The organism is Vibrio sp. 1180_3 (assembly GCF_029478545.1).
GTDB classification, from domain to species: Bacteria; Pseudomonadota; Gammaproteobacteria; order Enterobacterales; family Vibrionaceae; genus Vibrio; species Vibrio aestuarianus.
Genome location: NZ_SJFM01000008.1, coordinates 1 through 17,246, shown reverse-complemented (window position 1 = coordinate 17,246; position 17,246 = coordinate 1). Strand labels below are relative to the sequence as shown.

23 protein-coding genes are annotated in these 17,246 nt (G+C 39.9%); 17 read left to right on the top strand and 6 right to left on the bottom strand.

Going from position 1 to position 17,246, the window contains the following annotated elements; translation table 11 throughout:
- Positions 1–51: 51 nt before the first annotated feature.
- The 11 genes from EYW48_RS06755 (at position 52) to EYW48_RS06705 (ending at position 8,794) form a co-directional block, all read left to right on the top strand.
- Positions 52–606, top strand: a complete 555-nt coding sequence (locus tag EYW48_RS06755; RefSeq protein WP_277432053.1) for a DUF4314 domain-containing protein — start codon at positions 52–54, stop codon at positions 604–606.
- 143 nt (positions 607–749) lie between these two features.
- Positions 750–2,474, top strand: a complete 1,725-nt coding sequence (locus EYW48_RS06750) for a ParB/RepB/Spo0J family partition protein (RefSeq protein WP_277432052.1) — start codon at positions 750–752, stop codon at positions 2,472–2,474.
- Positions 2,475–2,569: 95 nt separating this feature from the next.
- Entirely contained in the window at positions 2,570–2,854 is a 285-nt protein-coding gene (locus tag EYW48_RS06745; RefSeq protein WP_277432051.1) for a hypothetical protein, read from the top strand.
- Positions 2,855–2,865: 11 nt separating this feature from the next.
- Complete coding sequence (locus tag EYW48_RS06740; protein WP_277432050.1) at positions 2,866–3,081, top strand: hypothetical protein; 216 nt, start codon at positions 2,866–2,868, stop codon at positions 3,079–3,081.
- A gap of 33 nt (positions 3,082–3,114) precedes the next feature.
- On the top strand, positions 3,115–3,921 hold the full coding sequence (locus EYW48_RS06735; RefSeq protein ID WP_277432049.1) for a hypothetical protein: 807 nt from the start codon (positions 3,115–3,117) through the stop codon (positions 3,919–3,921).
- Between the two features lie 11 nt (positions 3,922–3,932).
- The gene (locus EYW48_RS06730; protein ID WP_277432048.1) at positions 3,933–4,319 is read left to right on the top strand and encodes a hypothetical protein; all 387 of its coding nucleotides are present in this window, start codon (positions 3,933–3,935) and stop codon (positions 4,317–4,319) included.
- Positions 4,320–4,384: 65 nt separating this feature from the next.
- Positions 4,385–5,071 carry a hypothetical protein gene (locus EYW48_RS06725; protein ID WP_277432047.1) on the top strand — a complete coding sequence of 229 codons (687 nt, stop codon included), beginning with the start codon at positions 4,385–4,387 and terminating at the stop codon, positions 5,069–5,071.
- A 10-nt stretch (positions 5,072–5,081) separates the two neighbouring features.
- Positions 5,082–5,855 (top strand): PRTRC system ThiF family protein, encoded by a 774-nt coding sequence (locus EYW48_RS06720; RefSeq protein WP_277432046.1) that lies wholly within the window; start codon positions 5,082–5,084, stop codon positions 5,853–5,855.
- Between the two features lie 26 nt (positions 5,856–5,881).
- Positions 5,882–6,163 carry a hypothetical protein gene (locus EYW48_RS06715; protein ID WP_277432045.1) on the top strand — a complete coding sequence of 94 codons (282 nt, stop codon included), beginning with the start codon at positions 5,882–5,884 and terminating at the stop codon, positions 6,161–6,163.
- 240 nt (positions 6,164–6,403) lie between these two features.
- On the top strand, positions 6,404–7,780 hold the full coding sequence (locus EYW48_RS06710) for a trypsin-like serine protease (RefSeq protein WP_277432044.1): 1,377 nt from the start codon (positions 6,404–6,406) through the stop codon (positions 7,778–7,780).
- Between the two features lie 156 nt (positions 7,781–7,936).
- Positions 7,937–8,794, top strand: a complete 858-nt coding sequence (locus EYW48_RS06705) for a DNA replication terminus site-binding protein (RefSeq protein WP_277432043.1) — start codon at positions 7,937–7,939, stop codon at positions 8,792–8,794.
- On the opposite strand, the gene EYW48_RS06700 is transcribed toward EYW48_RS06705, so the two are convergent.
- The 4 genes from EYW48_RS06700 to EYW48_RS06685 form a co-directional block, all read right to left on the bottom strand.
- A complete protein-coding gene (locus tag EYW48_RS06700; RefSeq protein ID WP_277432042.1) occupies positions 8,780–9,178 on the bottom strand; it encodes a hypothetical protein in 399 nt (132 codons plus the stop codon). The genes EYW48_RS06705 and EYW48_RS06700 overlap by 15 nt on opposite strands.
- A 217-nt stretch (positions 9,179–9,395) precedes the next feature.
- Positions 9,396–9,719 carry a hypothetical protein gene (locus tag EYW48_RS06695; RefSeq protein WP_277432041.1) on the bottom strand — a complete coding sequence of 108 codons (324 nt, stop codon included), beginning with the start codon at positions 9,717–9,719 and terminating at the stop codon, positions 9,396–9,398.
- Positions 9,720–9,732: 13 nt separating this feature from the next.
- Positions 9,733–11,562, bottom strand: a complete 1,830-nt coding sequence (locus tag EYW48_RS06690) for a helicase C-terminal domain-containing protein (RefSeq protein WP_277432040.1) — start codon at positions 11,560–11,562, stop codon at positions 9,733–9,735.
- A 233-nt stretch (positions 11,563–11,795) separates the two neighbouring features.
- A complete protein-coding gene (locus EYW48_RS06685) occupies positions 11,796–12,467 on the bottom strand; it encodes a hypothetical protein (RefSeq protein ID WP_277432039.1) in 672 nt (223 codons plus the stop codon).
- A gap of 196 nt (positions 12,468–12,663) precedes the next feature.
- Here EYW48_RS06685 and EYW48_RS06680 point away from each other — a divergent pair, with 196 nt between their 5' ends.
- The 6 genes from EYW48_RS06680 to EYW48_RS06655 all read left to right on the top strand — a co-directional run bounded on the left by EYW48_RS06680 (position 12,664) and on the right by EYW48_RS06655 (position 16,655).
- Positions 12,664–13,560 (top strand): hypothetical protein, encoded by an 897-nt coding sequence (locus EYW48_RS06680; RefSeq protein WP_277432038.1) that lies wholly within the window; start codon positions 12,664–12,666, stop codon positions 13,558–13,560.
- A 90-nt stretch (positions 13,561–13,650) separates the two neighbouring features.
- Entirely contained in the window at positions 13,651–14,505 is an 855-nt protein-coding gene (locus EYW48_RS06675) for an A24 family peptidase (RefSeq protein ID WP_277432037.1), read from the top strand.
- Between the two features lie 277 nt (positions 14,506–14,782).
- Positions 14,783–15,046, top strand: coding sequence for a hypothetical protein (locus EYW48_RS06670; protein ID WP_277432036.1), 264 nt, complete (start codon positions 14,783–14,785; stop codon positions 15,044–15,046).
- A gap of 145 nt (positions 15,047–15,191) precedes the next feature.
- A complete protein-coding gene (locus EYW48_RS06665; RefSeq protein ID WP_277432035.1) occupies positions 15,192–15,596 on the top strand; it encodes a hypothetical protein in 405 nt (134 codons plus the stop codon).
- Between the two features lie 96 nt (positions 15,597–15,692).
- Positions 15,693–16,049: a hypothetical protein gene (locus EYW48_RS06660; protein ID WP_277432034.1), complete on the top strand. Its 357-nt coding sequence runs from the start codon at positions 15,693–15,695 to the stop codon at positions 16,047–16,049.
- Between the two features lie 177 nt (positions 16,050–16,226).
- The gene (locus tag EYW48_RS06655) at positions 16,227–16,655 is read left to right on the top strand and encodes a hypothetical protein (RefSeq protein WP_277432033.1); all 429 of its coding nucleotides are present in this window, start codon (positions 16,227–16,229) and stop codon (positions 16,653–16,655) included.
- A 64-nt stretch (positions 16,656–16,719) separates the two neighbouring features.
- Here EYW48_RS06655 and EYW48_RS06650 read toward each other — a convergent pair whose 3' ends face one another.
- Positions 16,720–16,938 (bottom strand): hypothetical protein, encoded by a 219-nt coding sequence (locus tag EYW48_RS06650; RefSeq protein WP_277432032.1) that lies wholly within the window; start codon positions 16,936–16,938, stop codon positions 16,720–16,722.
- A gap of 8 nt (positions 16,939–16,946) precedes the next feature.
- Positions 16,947–17,111 carry a hypothetical protein gene (locus EYW48_RS06645; protein ID WP_277432031.1) on the bottom strand — a complete coding sequence of 55 codons (165 nt, stop codon included), beginning with the start codon at positions 17,109–17,111 and terminating at the stop codon, positions 16,947–16,949.
- Positions 17,112–17,246: the final 135 nt, after the last annotated feature.

Genomic DNA, 17,246 nt, shown 5'->3' with positions numbered 1-17,246 from the left:
CACTAATTCGTCCCAAATCCAAACCCTTTGGATTCGGGACGAATCCTTTAGATGATGCTCAGCCACGCATTAAGTTTAGTGGGGGATTCTATGCTTATATCTGAATTTCAATTGCAGCAATTGAAAGCACAATTTATGAACGGAACTAGGGTGAGATTGGTTTCTGTTACGTTAGCCCATCCAGTTCCTCTAGGTGTTGGAGAAATAGGCGAAGTTGATTATGTGGACTGTAAGGGAGGAATTCACATTAATTGGCTTGCTGAAAAGAAAGCTTCGTCAGTATGTGATAGCGGTATGATTAGATCCATAGAGCAAGACAAACATATGACCTTCGATATATTACAACGCGAAGTTGATAATGTTGTTCTTCGTGGTTCAAGTTATAGAGATAGCAGGGACGCAATTCAATTTGTACATAAGCTCAATATTGCGTTATTTCAAAGTCAATCAATGGCTAATTTCAAATTACATTACCTCACTAGAATGAAAGGTGTATGGTCTGAATCATCAACACGACAATTGATTACTGATTTACAAGCTCAAAAGGTAACAGATGTCAGCCATTCGTTGGGGGCGATATACTCCTTTATGCTCTCGCAAAATTAATATCGCTCTAACCCATCGTTAGTAGCGGCAATAAAGAAGATCCAGTTTGGGTCTTTTTTTATTGGTACTAACCATTCTTTATAAGGGTTGCATTCTTAAAACTCGCGCTAATCTGGTTTCAACTTAACTAAAGAGGACAAACCATGAATACAGCAGCGACTACAGCCACAGCCACATACGCAGATCAAGAAGCAACGCTAATCTACATTGATCCAAATAAACTATTGCTTCCTACCGAGTGGGAGAACCCACGCAGTGAAATTTCCGATGCTGATTACAGCGAATTATTGGCATCTGTGAAAGTTAAAGGGGTGCATACACCAGTGGCAGGTCGCTATGTCGAAGCTGGCATTGAGATTGTGGCAGGATTCACAAGGCGCAGAACTGCAATTGAGGCTCTATTACCTCAGATACCTTGTCTTGTTCGCCACATGACTGTTCAGGAAGCAATAGAACTCAGTGCTAGTGAGAACATTGACCGTACAGCTATGGGAGCTATGGATGAAGCGAGGGCTTTGAAAAATATTATCAAAAATCACAATGGTGATCTCAAAGCTGCATCAAGTGAAATGGGATGGTCGCAAGTTAAGTTTAACCGAGCTATTCAATTGCTACGAGCCAGTGATCACGTTCAATCATTGATTGGAAAAAAACAAAGCAATGGTTTTGTCTTGTCTGTGGGACATGCGGCTAGATTATCGGTTTTACCAGAAGATGTACAAAACGCCATTGTCGTTGCGGTAATCCGCGACAAAATGACAGTGAACATTCTGAATGACAAGATTAAAAAGGCCGTTAAGCGCCCACTAAATAGTGCAACATTCTGCCAGTCAGATTGCGTATCTTGTCCATTTAATACTGATGTTCAAACTACGTTGTTTATGGACGACACCAAAAGTGCGGATTGTACCAATCCTTCTTGCTTTGAAGAAAAAACGCAAAAGCATTTTGAAGAACAAATTGTCGAACTGGAAAAGGAATACGGGAAGGTGGTTTTGCTTTCAACAGTGGATAATCCAGTAGTAGTAAGCAAAAACAGCGTTGGAGAAGAACAATACAACAATGGTTGCCTATCTTGTGCAAAGCATTGTGCAATTTTATCGGATAAGGGTTTGAATCAAGGGGCGATTATAAAAGATCAATGCCTTGATTCTGTGTGTGCTCAAAAACACGCTGCTGATGTAGAAAAAGCGAAGCGACCGAAGTCAACAGAAACGGCTGTTATTGCTCAAAATGCAGCAAAGAAAGATTCTATAGCAACCAAAGCCGCACCAACCAAAACCAAATCAGCGACTACGAACACAGTTGAAGTTGCACCAAAACGCTTAGTGTTGGAATCCCAAACCTCACTATCGGAAGTAGCTAAACCGTTATTACTTTCCACTCAAACATACCATCTTGCGGTTTGTCTTGCTGCATTGAAAGCACAAGAAAAGGCAGGGGAAGATGTAGAGAAAAACATTATTAAATTCATGGCAATGTCTCCGCAACAGCTTGAAACTGAAACGTTACAAACGATTGAGAACATAACTCAGAATGGTGGTCGTGAGAGTTTGAACATGGAACGTACTTTAATTAATGCTGCTAATAAACATGTTGAGAGTTTCACTGTCGAAGCGACCAAAGCGTGGACACCAACTGTAGAGCGTTTAACAGACATGACAAAAACCATTCGCCAGAAAGTCTTAGCGCAATCGGGATTTGAAAAAGCGTACATTGAGGCTCATAGCGAAAAAGAGTATGCAGCCCTGTTAAATAGTAAAACAGAGGTGCAAGTTGCATTAATCATGGGCTTCACTTTCGATTGGTCGAATTTTGCACCTGATTATTACACCACCGCGATCACCACACAGAAGTATAACTACTGATATTTAAGCTATTGGGAGATGCAGTAGAAATTTGCATTTCCTAATAGCCAGTTATCATTAACTCAAATCAACAATAACTCTTAATGGAGAACATTATGCTTACTGAACTGATCGCTCTAAAAACGGTATCTCTTACCTTAACTACATCTACCAATGGTCAAATTAACGTTGCGGTTTTTGGTGAAGGTAAAAGCCCATTAGCACTAACGTTTAGTGAAGAACAGGCTTACCAAGCTGAACAGGAAATCAAACAATATTGCAAGCAATCTGCAACCGCAGAAACATCAACAGCACGATCAGAGCTTAAGAGTGAGTCAGAGCGAACAAATGACGATGATCGCTCTACACAAAGCTATCTTAGTGAAGAATTTGGTATTTAAGGAGAATAATCATGGTAAATAAAGTAGTAACTCGCTATTGGCAGATCGGTGCAACAAAAATAGAAGATCCACTTTCAGCATTGCCATTTGAGCAGTCATTCCAAATGCTTGCCAAGACAAATCCTCAAGTGCGCCATACGCAAATGTTCTCTGGAGATGGGATTGCACAAGAAGATGGCTCTATCTTGTACGTGATCCCCCTAATTCCGGCAAAAACAAATGGCTAAATCCACTATTACCTTGGCAGATAGGGCAGAGAAATGGCACAAGCAGCAGAAAAAATTAGTCGCAAAACCCAAAAGACTACATCCATTCCTTTGCAATCAAAGAGTAGTGCAAGCCGATCAACGCCAAGCATTATGCTTGATGGCTATAAAAATGAGTTGGCCAACAAACTAGCTAAAGAGTCCATTCAGTGTGTCAGTGAAATATCACTGACCGCAGAGTTCTTTGAAGAAGATCATTTCGTTGAACTAATTCAACTGGCTGACTCATTAGGACTTGGAACGGACATTGATGCGCTATTTGATTCGTCAGATTTGGAGAACCTTACTCCATTTATGACTAAACTACTCAACCAAATAAAATGTAAAGTCGAGTTAGATATCAGTGAAGCAACAGCAAAAATCACGGACGATTTGTTTCTCACGTTAGTGAATAACGGGATTAACTTAGACTACATATCTTATCAGAGCATGGTTAAAGCAAGTTCCAACTCTGATTTTGGGACGTTGGAAGTTGGGATTAATAATTCGACCAATCCCAATTTTAATTGTGGTATTGAATTTGCTCTAAATATTACAGCCGTTGACACCGCTTGTTTAGAGCTACCCGAAAGGGAAAGCGAACTAGCTCGAACATCTACATCTGCTTTGTTTGAATTAAGCGACCATGCTTTATTGATAGCAAGCACAGAAGCTATTTTAGACATAATTCCAGACTATTATAACATCCTTGAGTATGCAGGACATAAATTCGATACCACCGATGATGTGGAAGAGATTTTTACGGAATTAGTTGAGCAAGACTATATCAATGATTTTGGATGGGCGAACCCGATGAATTAAAGGACGAACTCATGGGGTTAATCTCAGAGATCAAAAAAATCAAGGCACTTGATACCAAAGATGAAACCTTCTTGAGTCGGTGGTTCAAATCGCAAATAAGACCACTTGATCATTCATCGATTGATTGTATTTCTCATGGATACCCAATCCATTTCGTTATTGCTAACGAAGTAGTGCAAGTTCAACTCAATAATCATTACGATATGATTTCGGAAGAATGCGACAGTCGATTAATTCTCAAACCGTTACAAGCGATAGATACGTTGGTCAGTGTTGGAGTAAATCGCGCCCTTTTCCAGATTTTAGAAGCACTATCATGGATTGGTTACGAAGATGAAGTAAAGGAAGATTTCATTATCAAGCATAATATTATCAAATCGGAGGTTAAGGTATTTTAAGGCGAGACTTGCATTCCTAGAACCCACGTTAAGCTAAACAGAATAACTCAACAGAGAGGTGATTTATGTTTAGCTTTCAACCCGTAGAGAACGCATTCATTGGTAAAACATACCGAAGAGAGGCATTTATCGTAGAGCATTTCGATAAAGAGTCCTTCGTGACCGCATACGATATTGATTTGCAAAATAAAATATCTAATGCGCGAGTGGTTAACCGAGACGATCTAATAGATGCACTCAAAACGGCAAATCACAGTAACGGTTTGGATATTTTAGATCCTCGCATACTTGTGAGCACACCATCAACGATGGTTTGGACATACAAACCGAGTAAATATCAACCATTGTATTACCGACACAACAATCGCACCTTCGCTAAGCCTATTCTGTGGTGTACTTTTATCTTCAAGTATCATCAGGGACGGTTATCAGTATGCGTTGCTCCCAATGGAAAACGGCCAACAGTAAACACTCGCGTTTACTGTGCGCCACTACCAAACGTTTATCAAAGTGGGAAGATTTGCTTGGGAACCTGTCAGTTACCAACCACTGGTAATATTGATGAAATAAGTGAAGCGTATTTCAACTCTACTAAAACACATATGAATTCTAATGGCCTATTTCGTAAGAAAAAATCCCTTGGAAATACGGACTACTATGCGTGGCTACAATCAAAAGTCGAAACACCAATTAGGGTCAGCGAACTGGCGGTTTATGGAACATTAAATAATTTTATTGGCAACAACAAATAAGGGATCTCGTATGTACAAACTACCGATACACAAATTAGGCAAGCCAGTTAAAGTCGCACTAATCGGTGTTGGGGGAACGGGGTCAGCGTTGGCGCAGGAGATTATACGTCTGGATACCACCCTTCTAGCATTAGATTCACAGTGTGGTTTAGATGTCCATGTTTACGATGGTGGAACGGTTACAGAGGCCAACATTACGCGCCAAACCTTTTTTCCGACACAAGTGGGTGTGAATAAAGCAGAGGCGGTGGTTTGGACTGCAAATAACTTGCATGGCAAGCACTGGCACTCCTATCCCGTACACGCCAATGTGGAAAAGTTGCTCGGCCATCAATTTGACTTGATTATTACCGCTTTAGATCGCCCATCGGTTCGCTATCAATTGAGTAAACTCACTCCAAGGGGACACACGCTATGGCTTGATATGGGCAATAACGCAACACAAGGGCAGGTCTTGTTAGGAGAAATGGGTTCGACTAAATATCTGCCTAACATTTGCGATCTCTACGATTACTCTACTTTAACGGACGATGATGCCGAAATTAAGTCGTGCAGTGCAGAGCAGTCTATCAATAGGCAAGAACTTGGTGTTAATCAGTTTGCAGCAAGAATTGGTGCTCAAATTCTTTGGAATTTATACCGTCATGGCAAGATTCAATCACATGGTGCTTACTTTGATGCAAAAACATTGCATGTAGATCCCATCTTCGTTGACGAGTCGGTTTGGGCTATGTACGGCTATACACCAAGAATTAACAACCCATCTAGCAGTGCTTCAAAATAAACACTGAATTTTAAGAGATCGCTATAATGGCATATTACGCAAACCTACCAGAGCAAAAGCAGTTAGATATTTATCAGTTAATCCAACATCAAGTATCGAGTGAAGCGGAAGAACTTTATCAATCGGCACTATCGAAAGCGAGGACGGAGCTGCAACAAAAAGCCTGTGCAGGTCAGTATAAAGGACGTTGGTTTGCCCTTTTGGATGGTTGGATGAAAGGTGAAATTTCCAATCTAGACGTGTGTGAGTGTCTACAGTTAGGGTTTGTTTCGGAAGATATCATTGTCAAGAATGATTCTAACAATTAAGCATTGTAAATCATATAGATAAAAAAGACCGCAACAATCAATGCACAGTTAATCTACAAAAATTGTGGATAAGTAAATATATGGGATTAGATTCACAAAAAAGTCACCATCGATCATAAAAACTTGGTTCAAAATTGACAAAATCCCATACACTACTGTGTGAAATATTATCTTACTGCCCTTGCATTTCAAAAAGTTAAGATACATTAGCAGTAACGTAAATAAAAAGAAGGAATTACCATGAAAACCACGCTAATTACTGCTATTTCACTTGCCATTTCAGCGAATGCTTACGCTGTGAAATTTGGCGAAGATGTTACAGCTTCCGAATATAAAGATTACATCGTTCGCATTGAAGTCCCTTCACCGAGTGGCATTAAGAGCACTTGTGGCGGATTGTTGATTGGTGGTGAGTATATTCTTACAGCAGGGCATTGTGTTGGCACATATAGCCACAATGGTTCTAGTGTCCAATATCAGTGGCACATTGATAATGGTGCTGAAAATGCCATTAGTGTCTATCAAGGCGTACAAACCTATAGTGATAAACACATCGACACTACATACCAAGTTTTACCGCTACTTGACACCCTTTCGGACGAACAGGATGCGTATGCTGAGGCATTGCAAGAATATGCTGCGGTAAAAAATGACAATGCGGGTGGGGATTGGTCTTTTATGGATGGACTTTTAACACATTCATATTTAGAAGGCGTATGGCATCGTGATATCGCGTTAATTAAACTCACGAAAAGCGTACCACAAGCGAACCATGCAGCCATTTCGCCAATTTACAATCCAAATACTGGTGTATTTGTGGTTGGTGCGAATGATGCTCTTGTATTCAAAGGTTGGGGAGCGACTGAATCTGAATCACAACCTCAAACTATGCAAAAAGGAGTGGTAACATTTTCAGTTGCTGATTATATCTATACTCCCAATGTGGCGTTAGGGGATGCAGAGCAAGGGTTATGTTTAAATGATGGTAGCCAATGTAATTATAAACCGATGGATTATTTAACCACGACACCACCATCTGTTGGGGCGACTGCCAGTGACGGAGATTCTGGTACACCACTTGTTTTAAACGATGCTGACAATGTTGTTGGGTTGGCAAAAGATACCGATTACAACACGAACTCGCGCTTTACGAGCATCGGATATTATTTACCGAGCATTAAGTTAGCGATCAATAAAGTTACCGCACCAAAAGAGATTAAATTGGACGTTAATGCCGGAAGTAATAGTGTTAAAGTTCATAAATTTACGGTGCAGAATTTAACGCAAAATAATGAGGTATTATTGCCTTATCTGGTCGATAACACCGGTTTATTTAGTGTGTCAGGATGCGATCAAACGTTAGTTAGTGGAGATTCGTGTGAAATAACCGTAACGATTAATGCAGCTCAAGAAGCAATGACTGAAACGAAATCAGCGACATTGTATCTATCTGATACGGACGACACTAACTTCCCGATTAGCTATGTAGTGCCCCAAAAAGACGATAGCAACACTGGTGGTGGCGAGTCAGGCGGTGGTTCTGGTGGCTCTGGTGGCTCATTAAACTGGTTTGCAGTATTAGCATTGGGTTGCTTACGATTTTTCCGTAAACACTAACGATTCAGCTCACTCAATAATAAAAGCTCCTTTTCGGAGCTTTTTTGTTATCTAAAGCAAAAGATTTAATTCAATTTGTATTAACGTTGTCACCGTTATTTAAATATGAATATACTTTAATATGGCAGCATTATTAGTGAGTTTATTATGGTTTCAATGAAAGAAAAAATGGAGTTAGAGCGTCATTTTCAAGAAATAGAGGAAAGTAACGCACTGATTTTACAACGTCTTAAAGAATTAAAGCCCATCAAAACATCGGTGCAATCACTCCCTCAGTTTCCTCGTGGAGCTAAGTTGCCGGATGAAATAAAGCCAAAAATTGAATTTATATCATCGTTCGCAGCGCTTCAATTGGCGATTGAACCTCAGAATGTGAATGATCACCTTATTAATCTACCAAAACGCTATGAAGGGATCGTTCAACTATACGGTAATGACGATCAGCATTACAGCATCGCTCGCTTGATAGATAAAAACTCCCAGTTAAGGAAGTTATTCTTTAAAAAGCTGAAGGCCATTGAACCAGAATCGAGAAAGCGAGCGTCACTGACATCAATATTATTTCCAAATGTACTAATGCAAACCTTACACCGACTCATACCTCTCACACCCATGAACACGTATCGCGTCCGTTCATCGTGGTGTGAATCTCAAAGCGGTTTAAAAAAAATGACCAAAGAAGAGGTTTTAGCATTTGTTAAGCATTACTTTAGAAACCTAGAAGACTGGCAGATCAAAGAACAAGAGCTGAAAGTGGCCACCGCTAAAAATATATATAAGCGTTCAAATGTGCGTCTACATCCACAATATGTTGTAGCTTATGATGATGGTAACAAAAAGCGGCACATAGCAAAGAAGTCACACTCACCACTAATCATTATTACAAATTCACTGCTGCCTTTAGATTATCTATCATTACAGCGCTACAAAGCAGATGAGTCGGAGTTTAAGACACATAGAAAATTAGAAGAATATAAATCACTTATTGAAGGAACTTGCCTAGTGCATAAATGAGCTTGGCCTAGACTTTGTGCTGTTGGTCGAATTTAAAAAAAATAGGCGTTTTAGCTCATTTTGAACGATACCGGCTCGTTTGACAGGTTGTACGTCATTTAATTTTAAACCATCCCACATTTGGAGAATGAAAGCCCCAAGGTCGAAATCCATGTGCTGAGATAGCATTTTAAATTTTTCTAAACGCTTAGTTGAGAGATTGGTAAAATCTACATTGGGAACTTTATTTTGCTTCACAAGCAGAAAAAAATGATACTCAAGATCGAGTTTATCAAAATCACCAACTTGAAAACAATCAATCCAATCGTGACCTTCACGTTGAACAACGGCATGAACCATCAGGGATGTAGCGAGTTTCATTCTGGCTTTATCGAGAGATAACATAATACACTTTAATCTTTTATTTTATTGTTGCCGATGAGCAACAGTTACTGAATCGGCGCTAACGTTAGTATACATTCGTTTCGTAAAAATGAGACATCAATACACCACTAATGTTCAAAAAAAGAAAGATCAATCTCAACAATAAGAAAGCATTCATATTTCAAATTCGTTAATGACGAGTCATTAGATTTTTACATTAGCTAGTGCGACTCGCATCCTAATCTTCAGTAATGATTCTGCTATGGTACAGAGTGGCAATCACAAAGATAATGATCACTGGTAAAAACGCCAATAGCGCGGCATTAAAAGGCAAGCCAGGGTAATCAAATGAAATGAGTGCAATGATGGCACTTCCCACAATAGGCACCCAAACTGCGATTGTTAAGGCCATCAATGATGCCACAAAAAGCAGTCCGTCTAACTCAAGTTTATCGAACGCCCACAACCAAAGTGCAAAAGCGAACGCAAGAGCAAATAAATTGTGGGAGAAAAAAATAATAGTTTTGGGAATATTCCAAGTTAAGTTTGTGTTTGATGACATATAGCTTTCCTTTTTAGTATCGTTTCTGCATCAGTGGTAAAGCATCGAGTAGTTGAACTCCATACCTTTTCGTTCTTATTCGTTTATCTAAGATCACACATTGCCCTTTATCGCTTTCACTCCGAATTAGCCGACCAACGGTCTGAGCAAGAGCCGCACTGGTTCTGGGGATTGTTACTGTAAAAAATGGATTATTTCCCATTTGCCGCTCAAACTCGGCATTAGCCTCAGTAAGTGGAGAGTCTGGCGCATAAAAAGGGAGATGAACGATGATCAAGTTTGTGAGCAATTCACCTTGTAAATTCAAACCATCAGCTATCGAATGCAATCCAAACAGCACAGATTTCAAGCCTTTCGAGATCGCCTGTGCGTGATTTTTCACCATCATTTCTATTGAGTCATCCCCTTGGCATTGAATCAATATATTGTTGTTTGTACATGCACTTTCAAGAATAGTTCTCATCAAAAGCATTTGGCTTCTACTGGTAAAAACCACCAAGCTACTCACAGCCTGATTCATGTAACTAAAGAGATTCTGTTTCAACCAGACAGTATATTCTTCTTGTGTCGGTTCAAAAGGCACATCGGGCAATACAAGATCCGCATGTTTTGTGTAATCAAAGGGGGAGGGATAAACACGACAAAAGAGGGAGGACTTTCCACATTCATTCAGCCCTAAACAATTGATGAAGTTGTCAAAACCACCGAGAAACCTTAGCGTTGCTGACGTTAATATAATGCCGCTATTATTCTTCCAGAGGTACTTGCTAAGTTTGGTTCGGATATTAACGTCAGCAACGGAAAGAGTGTATTTACCATTTTCGAACACCGCCCATTTAACCAGAGGCATGCCATGTCTGTAAGTCGTAAGCATTAATGCTACAGCATTCGCGATAGAAGCAACGCGATCCTTGAAAGCTATTAACGCCCCACAGTTATTTAAAATGGCTTGGTGTGTTGAGAGTAACGTAATATTTGATTTTAATAGCTTCGCAGTCGCCAACTGCAACTCAGATAACAGCATCTCAATTGATTTTGGCAGCACCCCCATTTCGAAGCGATGAAATCGATTTCTGTTAAAATGAATGTTTTGACTCGAGTCCAACCAAGCTTTTATAGCAATAAAAATAGACAACACGTCACGGACGTTAACTCGAAATGTGCGTAAAAATTCTGGTGATATCAATGGTACTAGCGATTGAGTAAATATTTGCGTATCAGTTAATGAAAGCAAAGAATCGAATAGAGAAACGGAATCATCAATACAAATGACGGAGGTAGTTGAATCTTTAATGATATCAGCAAGCCGATGCGCCTCATCAAAAACATACACGGCCTCTTTTACGCTTGGTAATAAAACGCCACCTCCGAATTCTAAATCCATTGCAACTAAAGAATGGTTAGTCACGATAATGTCAGCCTCTGCCATCTCCTGCCATTCACGATGGAACGGACATAGCGCATGCTGGCTTGATGATGGATTGCATGTGTATGAGTCACTACAAACATGGGACCAAATATCATGCGATAACTCACACTCAGCCCACGAATCGATATCACCGTCCCAGAGTCCATTAGCTAATTGTTGATCCATTAAGCGCAATATGGACAAATCATCACTGGACGGTTGGATTGTAAATAATGTCGAGCCTAGGTCTGATTTATCATTCGCTAGATCGAGCACCTGGTTGAGCTTTGATTTGCAAATAAACCGCGTACTTCCTTTAATCGAGGAAATTTTTAGCTGTGCTGGATATAACCGTTGAAATAATGGCAAGTCTTTATGAGCAATCTGCTCTTGTAGTGCAATAGTGGCCGTTGATATAACGACTTTCTTATTCATCAATTGAGCACAAGGAACTGCGCTCATTAGGTAAGCCATCGTTTTTCCTAGGCTCGCTCCAGCTTCACAAACAATGACATTGCTAGGCAACGAACGAGTTAGAATATTACGCACATCGTTAACCATTGCCATTTGAGACTCACGACGATGATAGTGAGGAATCTCTTGCTTGAGACCCTCTATCGTTTGTTTAATGCAAGCAATAATCGCTTTTGAGCTGGCCACTATCGTACCTATCCGTTATTTTGTTGTTCATTAATGCTTTCACAAGGAACTTCTTCTAGAACCGTTTCGTAAAAGCATTGCCCCCACCAGTCAATTTCATCTTCGTAGATCGTTTCAGATAACGCACCATTAGCAATGACTATTTCATGCCCCATATGAGGTTTATCCAATTTAGTTATTGCTTGATAACATTTGTTCGGCTCTAGTACCGCAAAAGCTGTACCTTCCTGTGTAATGGGCCAGTCAGAAATGCGTCGAGCATTGACATGGCTACAATAAGTGTGAACAAAGACAGGGCCAGAGTTAAGCAGAATGCGGTCTTGATTCGAAAATTTATCAAAACGTTGATAACCATGGATGTATGACGTTTGAGTTTCAATACGATATTCAATTTCAAACGGGTAGGAGCTATCACCATTAATGACGACACCCTTAACTTTGGTTCGGGCGTAAGGAGAATTTTCTATGTCATATTGATAGTTTGCCTTTTGCGAATCATTCAGTTCTTTGTATAGCGATTCACTTTCACGAACAATGACTGATGTCGGTTGCGAATTATCAGTACGCAAATCCAGATATTGATTGGTGAACTGTCTCTGTGCCACTTCATCAAGCGAAGTGATCACACAACCGGAGAGAGTGTAACTTATTGTTAGCAATGTAAAAGCTCGAAAAATCATGTCTATAACTCCATACGTGATAACTAAACCTCTCTAAGATAGCAGCGAAAATGCAAAAGCAAGGGCATCTTTTCTAAAATGTTGGTTCAGAGAACGGGTAAAGAACGGGTAAGTAAGCCCAGAATCGGAGTTGGCGGTATACTTGAATTGGTCACGTATGTGTTTAACTAAAGTAAAATTTTAGAAGTAAGTTCACATGAAAGAATTAACGAAACAACATAAAATCTGGCCAAATAAAGTGAGCAAGTTCAATGTGCAAAATGCATTACTTGCAGCAACGATGGGATGTGCCGTCCATGTTGACATTCCAGAAGCCGATAGAATAACTGGTTTTAATGTTTCAAAATCAGATGGGTACGCATTGCTTGTTCATTTTGTGTCATTGGCTTTAGGCGTAAATCGTTTACCTTTTTGTAAAGACAGGATTGAAGCCGAATATTTATCTGATGGAAAAATTCGTAATCTAAAGTTGATTTTGAAAACTTTAAATGAACATGAGCTACAGTCGATCATTAATGATGTGAGGTTGATGTATAAACACACTCAAACACAACTACTATCGATGAACATAAAAAGCGTGAGATTGAGACGTAACATTTCCATAAAAGAACGGAGCGACAATAATAACTCTAACTACGCTCATTCACTCTTCCGATATTTGCAAGCCAAAAAGTTTTTAGGGCATAAAACAGTTGAGTTCGAGATGGATGTATTAAATTCATTCACAGAAAGTACCGGTGAATATTCTCATTTGGGCGACATAATCGTGGATCTGGATATCGATGCTGTAGATGTATTGTTCAGCTCTAATCTCATTACGAGTCCTCATCACAACCAACTCATTGAAAGCAACGAATGGGTGATACTTAACCGATCACCAAATGGTCTTGTAACTATTCCTGCCGACGATATCACCATAAAGGAATCGCGATTCTATAACCAATACGAACTTACACTCGAAGAAGCTGAATCTATAGTAAGCCACTTTGAACCTATCCACTTACGTTACAAACATGATTCAGCTAAAAACTACGGATGCCGGGGTGTAAGAATGACTTGGAAGACCCGACTTGCTTATTGGTTGCTTAAGTAGGTATCTCTTACCCACAAGGCTATAACAAACCTAAACATCCGATCGGACGAATTACATTGGATGGATTGTAATTCTCAAAATAGGGTTCATATGGAAACATTACTGTTCGATTCCGCTTATCAATTATGGCGTTTATTTAATGATAACTTAATGCTTAGAGCGATATATGCCTTTATCGGGGGCGCACTTATCGGAAGCTTCCTGAATGTCGTTGTCTATAGATATCCCAAAATTTTAGCAAACAACGCTGTCGCAGATATGATGATTATGCACCCAAATTCAATTCAGCTTAGTCAAGCTGAGAAATTAATGAACGATGTTAGCCTTGGTGGTCGCTCTGTAACACCCTGCTGCAACAGGCAAATCAAGGCGTGGCATAATATACCCATTATTAGTTGGTTATTATTAAAAGGTAGATGCGGCTATTGTGAAAAAAAAATATCACCAAGGTATTTGATCTTAGAATTAGCAATGGCCACCGTTATGGCTTCAGTGGCACTGTATGGTGTAGGTAATAGTCAACTATTGCTACTTTGTGGAGTTACAGCGGTACTCATTACTGTGGGGTGCATTGATTTCAAGTATCAGCTTATACCTACAATATTTAGTGTGCTTCTTGCTTTGTTTTGCATCCTGATAGTGCACTTCCAGCTCGTAGAGACAACAATGATTGAGGGATTAATGTCGGCTATCTCGGCTTATACGATCTTATCTTCTGCCAATAAACTTACGTTCAAATATAAAGGACACGTTATGGTCGGTGGTGGAGATATTGAATTTGTGGCGGCTAGTTCGATAGCACTTGGCTTTACTCAAACGTTCTCTGCTTTAGCGTTCGCAGTAATAGCCTGCTTTTTGTTTAACCGAAAACGAAAGGGCGAGGTTACTCTGGGGCATTATATCGCGTTCGTGATATGGCCTTTATTCCTAGTCAACTTGACTTAAAAGACGATTAAATGAATACTATTGCTCAGAGACATGGCTCTCTTCACACAACTCCTTTGACGCCCTGCTTGAGTCAATCCAACAACGAAACAAAGTACCACATAGACAAATAGAATGCCTATGCGCCTACTCGCGTCTGTGATAATTGGTTCAGGCATTACAGATTTTTACTCAAGTAATGAGTAGAAAATGTCACCACCGCTTAGGTGATAACTGCAATAGTGTAGTTGCGGGTCCAATCATCAATGCTCGAAAGGGCAATTTTTAGGAGAAAACTATGAACATCAATACTTGTGTATGTTGTCAAAAAAACTTCACTGAAGGTGCCGAGGCCGAACAATCCCTCAGCATTTGTCCGATGTGTGTCGCGTGGAAAAATAATCATCGGGATGAGATTGTTGAGCATAAAAACAAAATGCTTCAAAATTTCAGTCCCGCAGTAAAAGCAAATTTCGACAGAATGCCTAAAATCGAACGGCTGTATGTTGTGTTGCGTTCCATGGAAATTAAGCATCAATCTAGTAAATTAAAATTCAGCTAGGGGCAATTTCATGGCATGTGCAAACTGCGAAGACGGGATTATCTGTAGAAATAGATGTTTGATAAATCAAACATCTACATTTTACAAACCGAATGCGAATTACAAATCAAATTCCGAAAAGGAAAGCACCAAGGAAAAAACAAAAGTGGTACTAAAAAATTGTCTGTATCGTGTATTACTAGCCACCTCAATAACAACCCCTTCCGTCGTCTTAGCCGAGGAAGTTAAGCATTATTGTGAGTTTGGCAATCGGCGTGTCGAACTAGGCGAGTACGTCAGTCATGTTGACCCTGTAATCGTTGAAGAAACGAGAGCGCGGATGCTGGCCGCAGGTAAAAGCGAATCAGATATAGAAGAATCACTAAAGTACAGCGATTGGACGGTGATACATTTAGAGTGCGTGCGTAGTTATACGCAGAACACTAATTATTCACCGGAGCAAGCCTTAAAAACGAATCAAAAAGCAGCAATGCTTAAAGAAAGTAATTACGTGCTTGTACCTTTGAAACATCAATCGCAATGGCTGGAAAGCATGATGAACCTCAAATAACTGAGCGATACACGTCTTGCTAGAAAGCGTTGAACCAAAAACCGGCAATATTGCCGGTTTTTTCGTGATAGCAATAAGTCGCAAAAGGATTTTAATATGAACTTAAAACAACAAGTGGCAATAGTTGCGGCAGAAAGTGGGATGATTGAATTTATGACAAAGCTTGCCATGGCTACAGATGCATTTGAAAGCGTCATAATCCAACAATCAATAGATTCAGATGTGATCGGATATCAAGCTCAGACAATAATAGAGTCAGTTATTAGCTATAGGAGAATGAGTCTGGTACGCGATAAAAAAGCACTGGTTATCGCAGTTACAAACACCGGAGAGCATTGGGTTTTACCTAGCCAAATAAAAAATAGCAGCAGAGGTTTGATTGTTGAATACCAGCGCTGGACTGAAGCGCAACCAATCCGATACGATAAGATAGTCCCAGCAACCGGTTACTAGGTTGTATATATCATCCCATTCTGGGAAACAAAAATGAGTCTTAAGAGCTAAGCAAATTTTAGCTGTTGAGATTTGTACATAAGTACAAACGTCACTGCCGCTTGGGTGACACTGCTATTGTGCAGTTGCGGAATATAGCATTTACCAAGCTCGAAAGGGTTTTATTAGGAGATAATTATGAATAAAGAGTTTAGCAAGGTAGTAAGCCTACCAGAGCGTGATAGCGGTATTACTCATTCAATAATTCGATTGAATAATATGCACATTGGAAAAGGGAAGGGTAAATACAAGCGTCGAACGGCACTCGTAATACGGAATGTAGAGTCTGGTAAATGGATTCTGAGATACGTCATGGGAGCTGGTGGTTTAGTTAAAGGGTTAACCTTGGATGCAATCAGTATTGATTATGATGGTATTGATGCATTGAATTTAAAAACTAAGCAAGATGTAAAACTGGTTGTTAAAAAAGCCAGTGTTTTACAGCGACAAATTTGGCTTTGCACTCACCCTGATTTGATTGTCAGCACATCATTCAAGTTATGTTGGATAGGTATGCTGTTAACACTTGATAGCGTTGCTAGTAAATTAGCATCATTGTTAGGATAACACTCTAAAGCATGCAAGCGACAGCCCGTTCAATACCGGGCGTCGCTTACATGAATTTCAAGAATCACTCATGATATTCCCTCGTTTTGTAAACTTGCCATGCTTGAACTGCAATCACCAGCCACGCCATTGGCAAAACACCGAAAGTTAAAAACCAGTCAACATACTTGGCCGCATCTGCATAATGCCCACTACTGAAAAAACCCGTAAAATATAGATAGGTAAAAATTGATAGAGTCCCAAGCTGACATGTAAAGACGAAAACAGATTGTTTGTAAGCCATTTTTCCCCCTAGTTTAAAACTTCAGCCATTCCAGCATTAACATAAGCCGCCATAAGCGGGGTTAATCCACTAAAATCACTTGCCTTTCTCAGTCTTGAACGCGCACTGACAATGACAGGCTCGACGCCTCGAATAGATAAAGTGATACGATTTAAGAAAGCCACCTGTTTCATACGAATTACCTTGTTACTGTTCGTCGTAGGTAATGCGATTTTGGTAACTTTCCCAAGCATCCCATTTCGCACGTTCCATCAATGTTTCACCGATACCCATTAGAGCACTGCGGTCAGATCCAAACGCTTCTTCAA

What these genes read in the sequence shown, in the direction of transcription:
- EYW48_RS06755 (WP_277432053.1), top strand. Translation starts at nt 52, where the DNA reads ATGATGCTCAGCCACGCATTAAGTTTAGTGGGGGATTCTATGCTTATA.
- EYW48_RS06750 (WP_277432052.1), top strand. Translation starts at nt 750, where the DNA reads ATGAATACAGCAGCGACTACAGCCACAGCCACATACGCAGATCAAGAA.
- EYW48_RS06745 (WP_277432051.1), top strand. Translation starts at nt 2,570, where the DNA reads ATGCTTACTGAACTGATCGCTCTAAAAACGGTATCTCTTACCTTAACT.
- EYW48_RS06740 (WP_277432050.1), top strand. Translation starts at nt 2,866, where the DNA reads ATGGTAAATAAAGTAGTAACTCGCTATTGGCAGATCGGTGCAACAAAA.
- EYW48_RS06735 (WP_277432049.1), top strand. Translation starts at nt 3,115, where the DNA reads ATGGCACAAGCAGCAGAAAAAATTAGTCGCAAAACCCAAAAGACTACA.
- EYW48_RS06730 (WP_277432048.1), top strand. Translation starts at nt 3,933, where the DNA reads ATGGGGTTAATCTCAGAGATCAAAAAAATCAAGGCACTTGATACCAAA.
- EYW48_RS06725 (WP_277432047.1), top strand. Translation starts at nt 4,385, where the DNA reads ATGTTTAGCTTTCAACCCGTAGAGAACGCATTCATTGGTAAAACATAC.
- EYW48_RS06720 (WP_277432046.1), top strand. Translation starts at nt 5,082, where the DNA reads ATGTACAAACTACCGATACACAAATTAGGCAAGCCAGTTAAAGTCGCA.
- EYW48_RS06715 (WP_277432045.1), top strand. Translation starts at nt 5,882, where the DNA reads ATGGCATATTACGCAAACCTACCAGAGCAAAAGCAGTTAGATATTTAT.
- EYW48_RS06710 (WP_277432044.1), top strand. Translation starts at nt 6,404, where the DNA reads ATGAAAACCACGCTAATTACTGCTATTTCACTTGCCATTTCAGCGAAT.
- EYW48_RS06705 (WP_277432043.1), top strand. Translation starts at nt 7,937, where the DNA reads ATGAAAGAAAAAATGGAGTTAGAGCGTCATTTTCAAGAAATAGAGGAA.
- EYW48_RS06700 (WP_277432042.1), bottom strand. Translation starts at nt 9,178, where the DNA reads ATGTTATCTCTCGATAAAGCCAGAATGAAACTCGCTACATCCCTGATG.
- EYW48_RS06695 (WP_277432041.1), bottom strand. Translation starts at nt 9,719, where the DNA reads ATGTCATCAAACACAAACTTAACTTGGAATATTCCCAAAACTATTATT.
- EYW48_RS06690 (WP_277432040.1), bottom strand. Translation starts at nt 11,562, where the DNA reads ATGAATAAGAAAGTCGTTATATCAACGGCCACTATTGCACTACAAGAG.
- EYW48_RS06685 (WP_277432039.1), bottom strand. Translation starts at nt 12,467, where the DNA reads ATGATTTTTCGAGCTTTTACATTGCTAACAATAAGTTACACTCTCTCC.
- EYW48_RS06680 (WP_277432038.1), top strand. Translation starts at nt 12,664, where the DNA reads ATGAAAGAATTAACGAAACAACATAAAATCTGGCCAAATAAAGTGAGC.
- EYW48_RS06675 (WP_277432037.1), top strand. Translation starts at nt 13,651, where the DNA reads ATGGAAACATTACTGTTCGATTCCGCTTATCAATTATGGCGTTTATTT.
- EYW48_RS06670 (WP_277432036.1), top strand. Translation starts at nt 14,783, where the DNA reads ATGAACATCAATACTTGTGTATGTTGTCAAAAAAACTTCACTGAAGGT.
- EYW48_RS06660 (WP_277432034.1), top strand. Translation starts at nt 15,693, where the DNA reads ATGAACTTAAAACAACAAGTGGCAATAGTTGCGGCAGAAAGTGGGATG.
- EYW48_RS06655 (WP_277432033.1), top strand. Translation starts at nt 16,227, where the DNA reads ATGAATAAAGAGTTTAGCAAGGTAGTAAGCCTACCAGAGCGTGATAGC.
- EYW48_RS06650 (WP_277432032.1), bottom strand. Translation starts at nt 16,938, where the DNA reads ATGGCTTACAAACAATCTGTTTTCGTCTTTACATGTCAGCTTGGGACT.
- EYW48_RS06645 (WP_277432031.1), bottom strand. Translation starts at nt 17,111, where the DNA reads ATGAAACAGGTGGCTTTCTTAAATCGTATCACTTTATCTATTCGAGGC.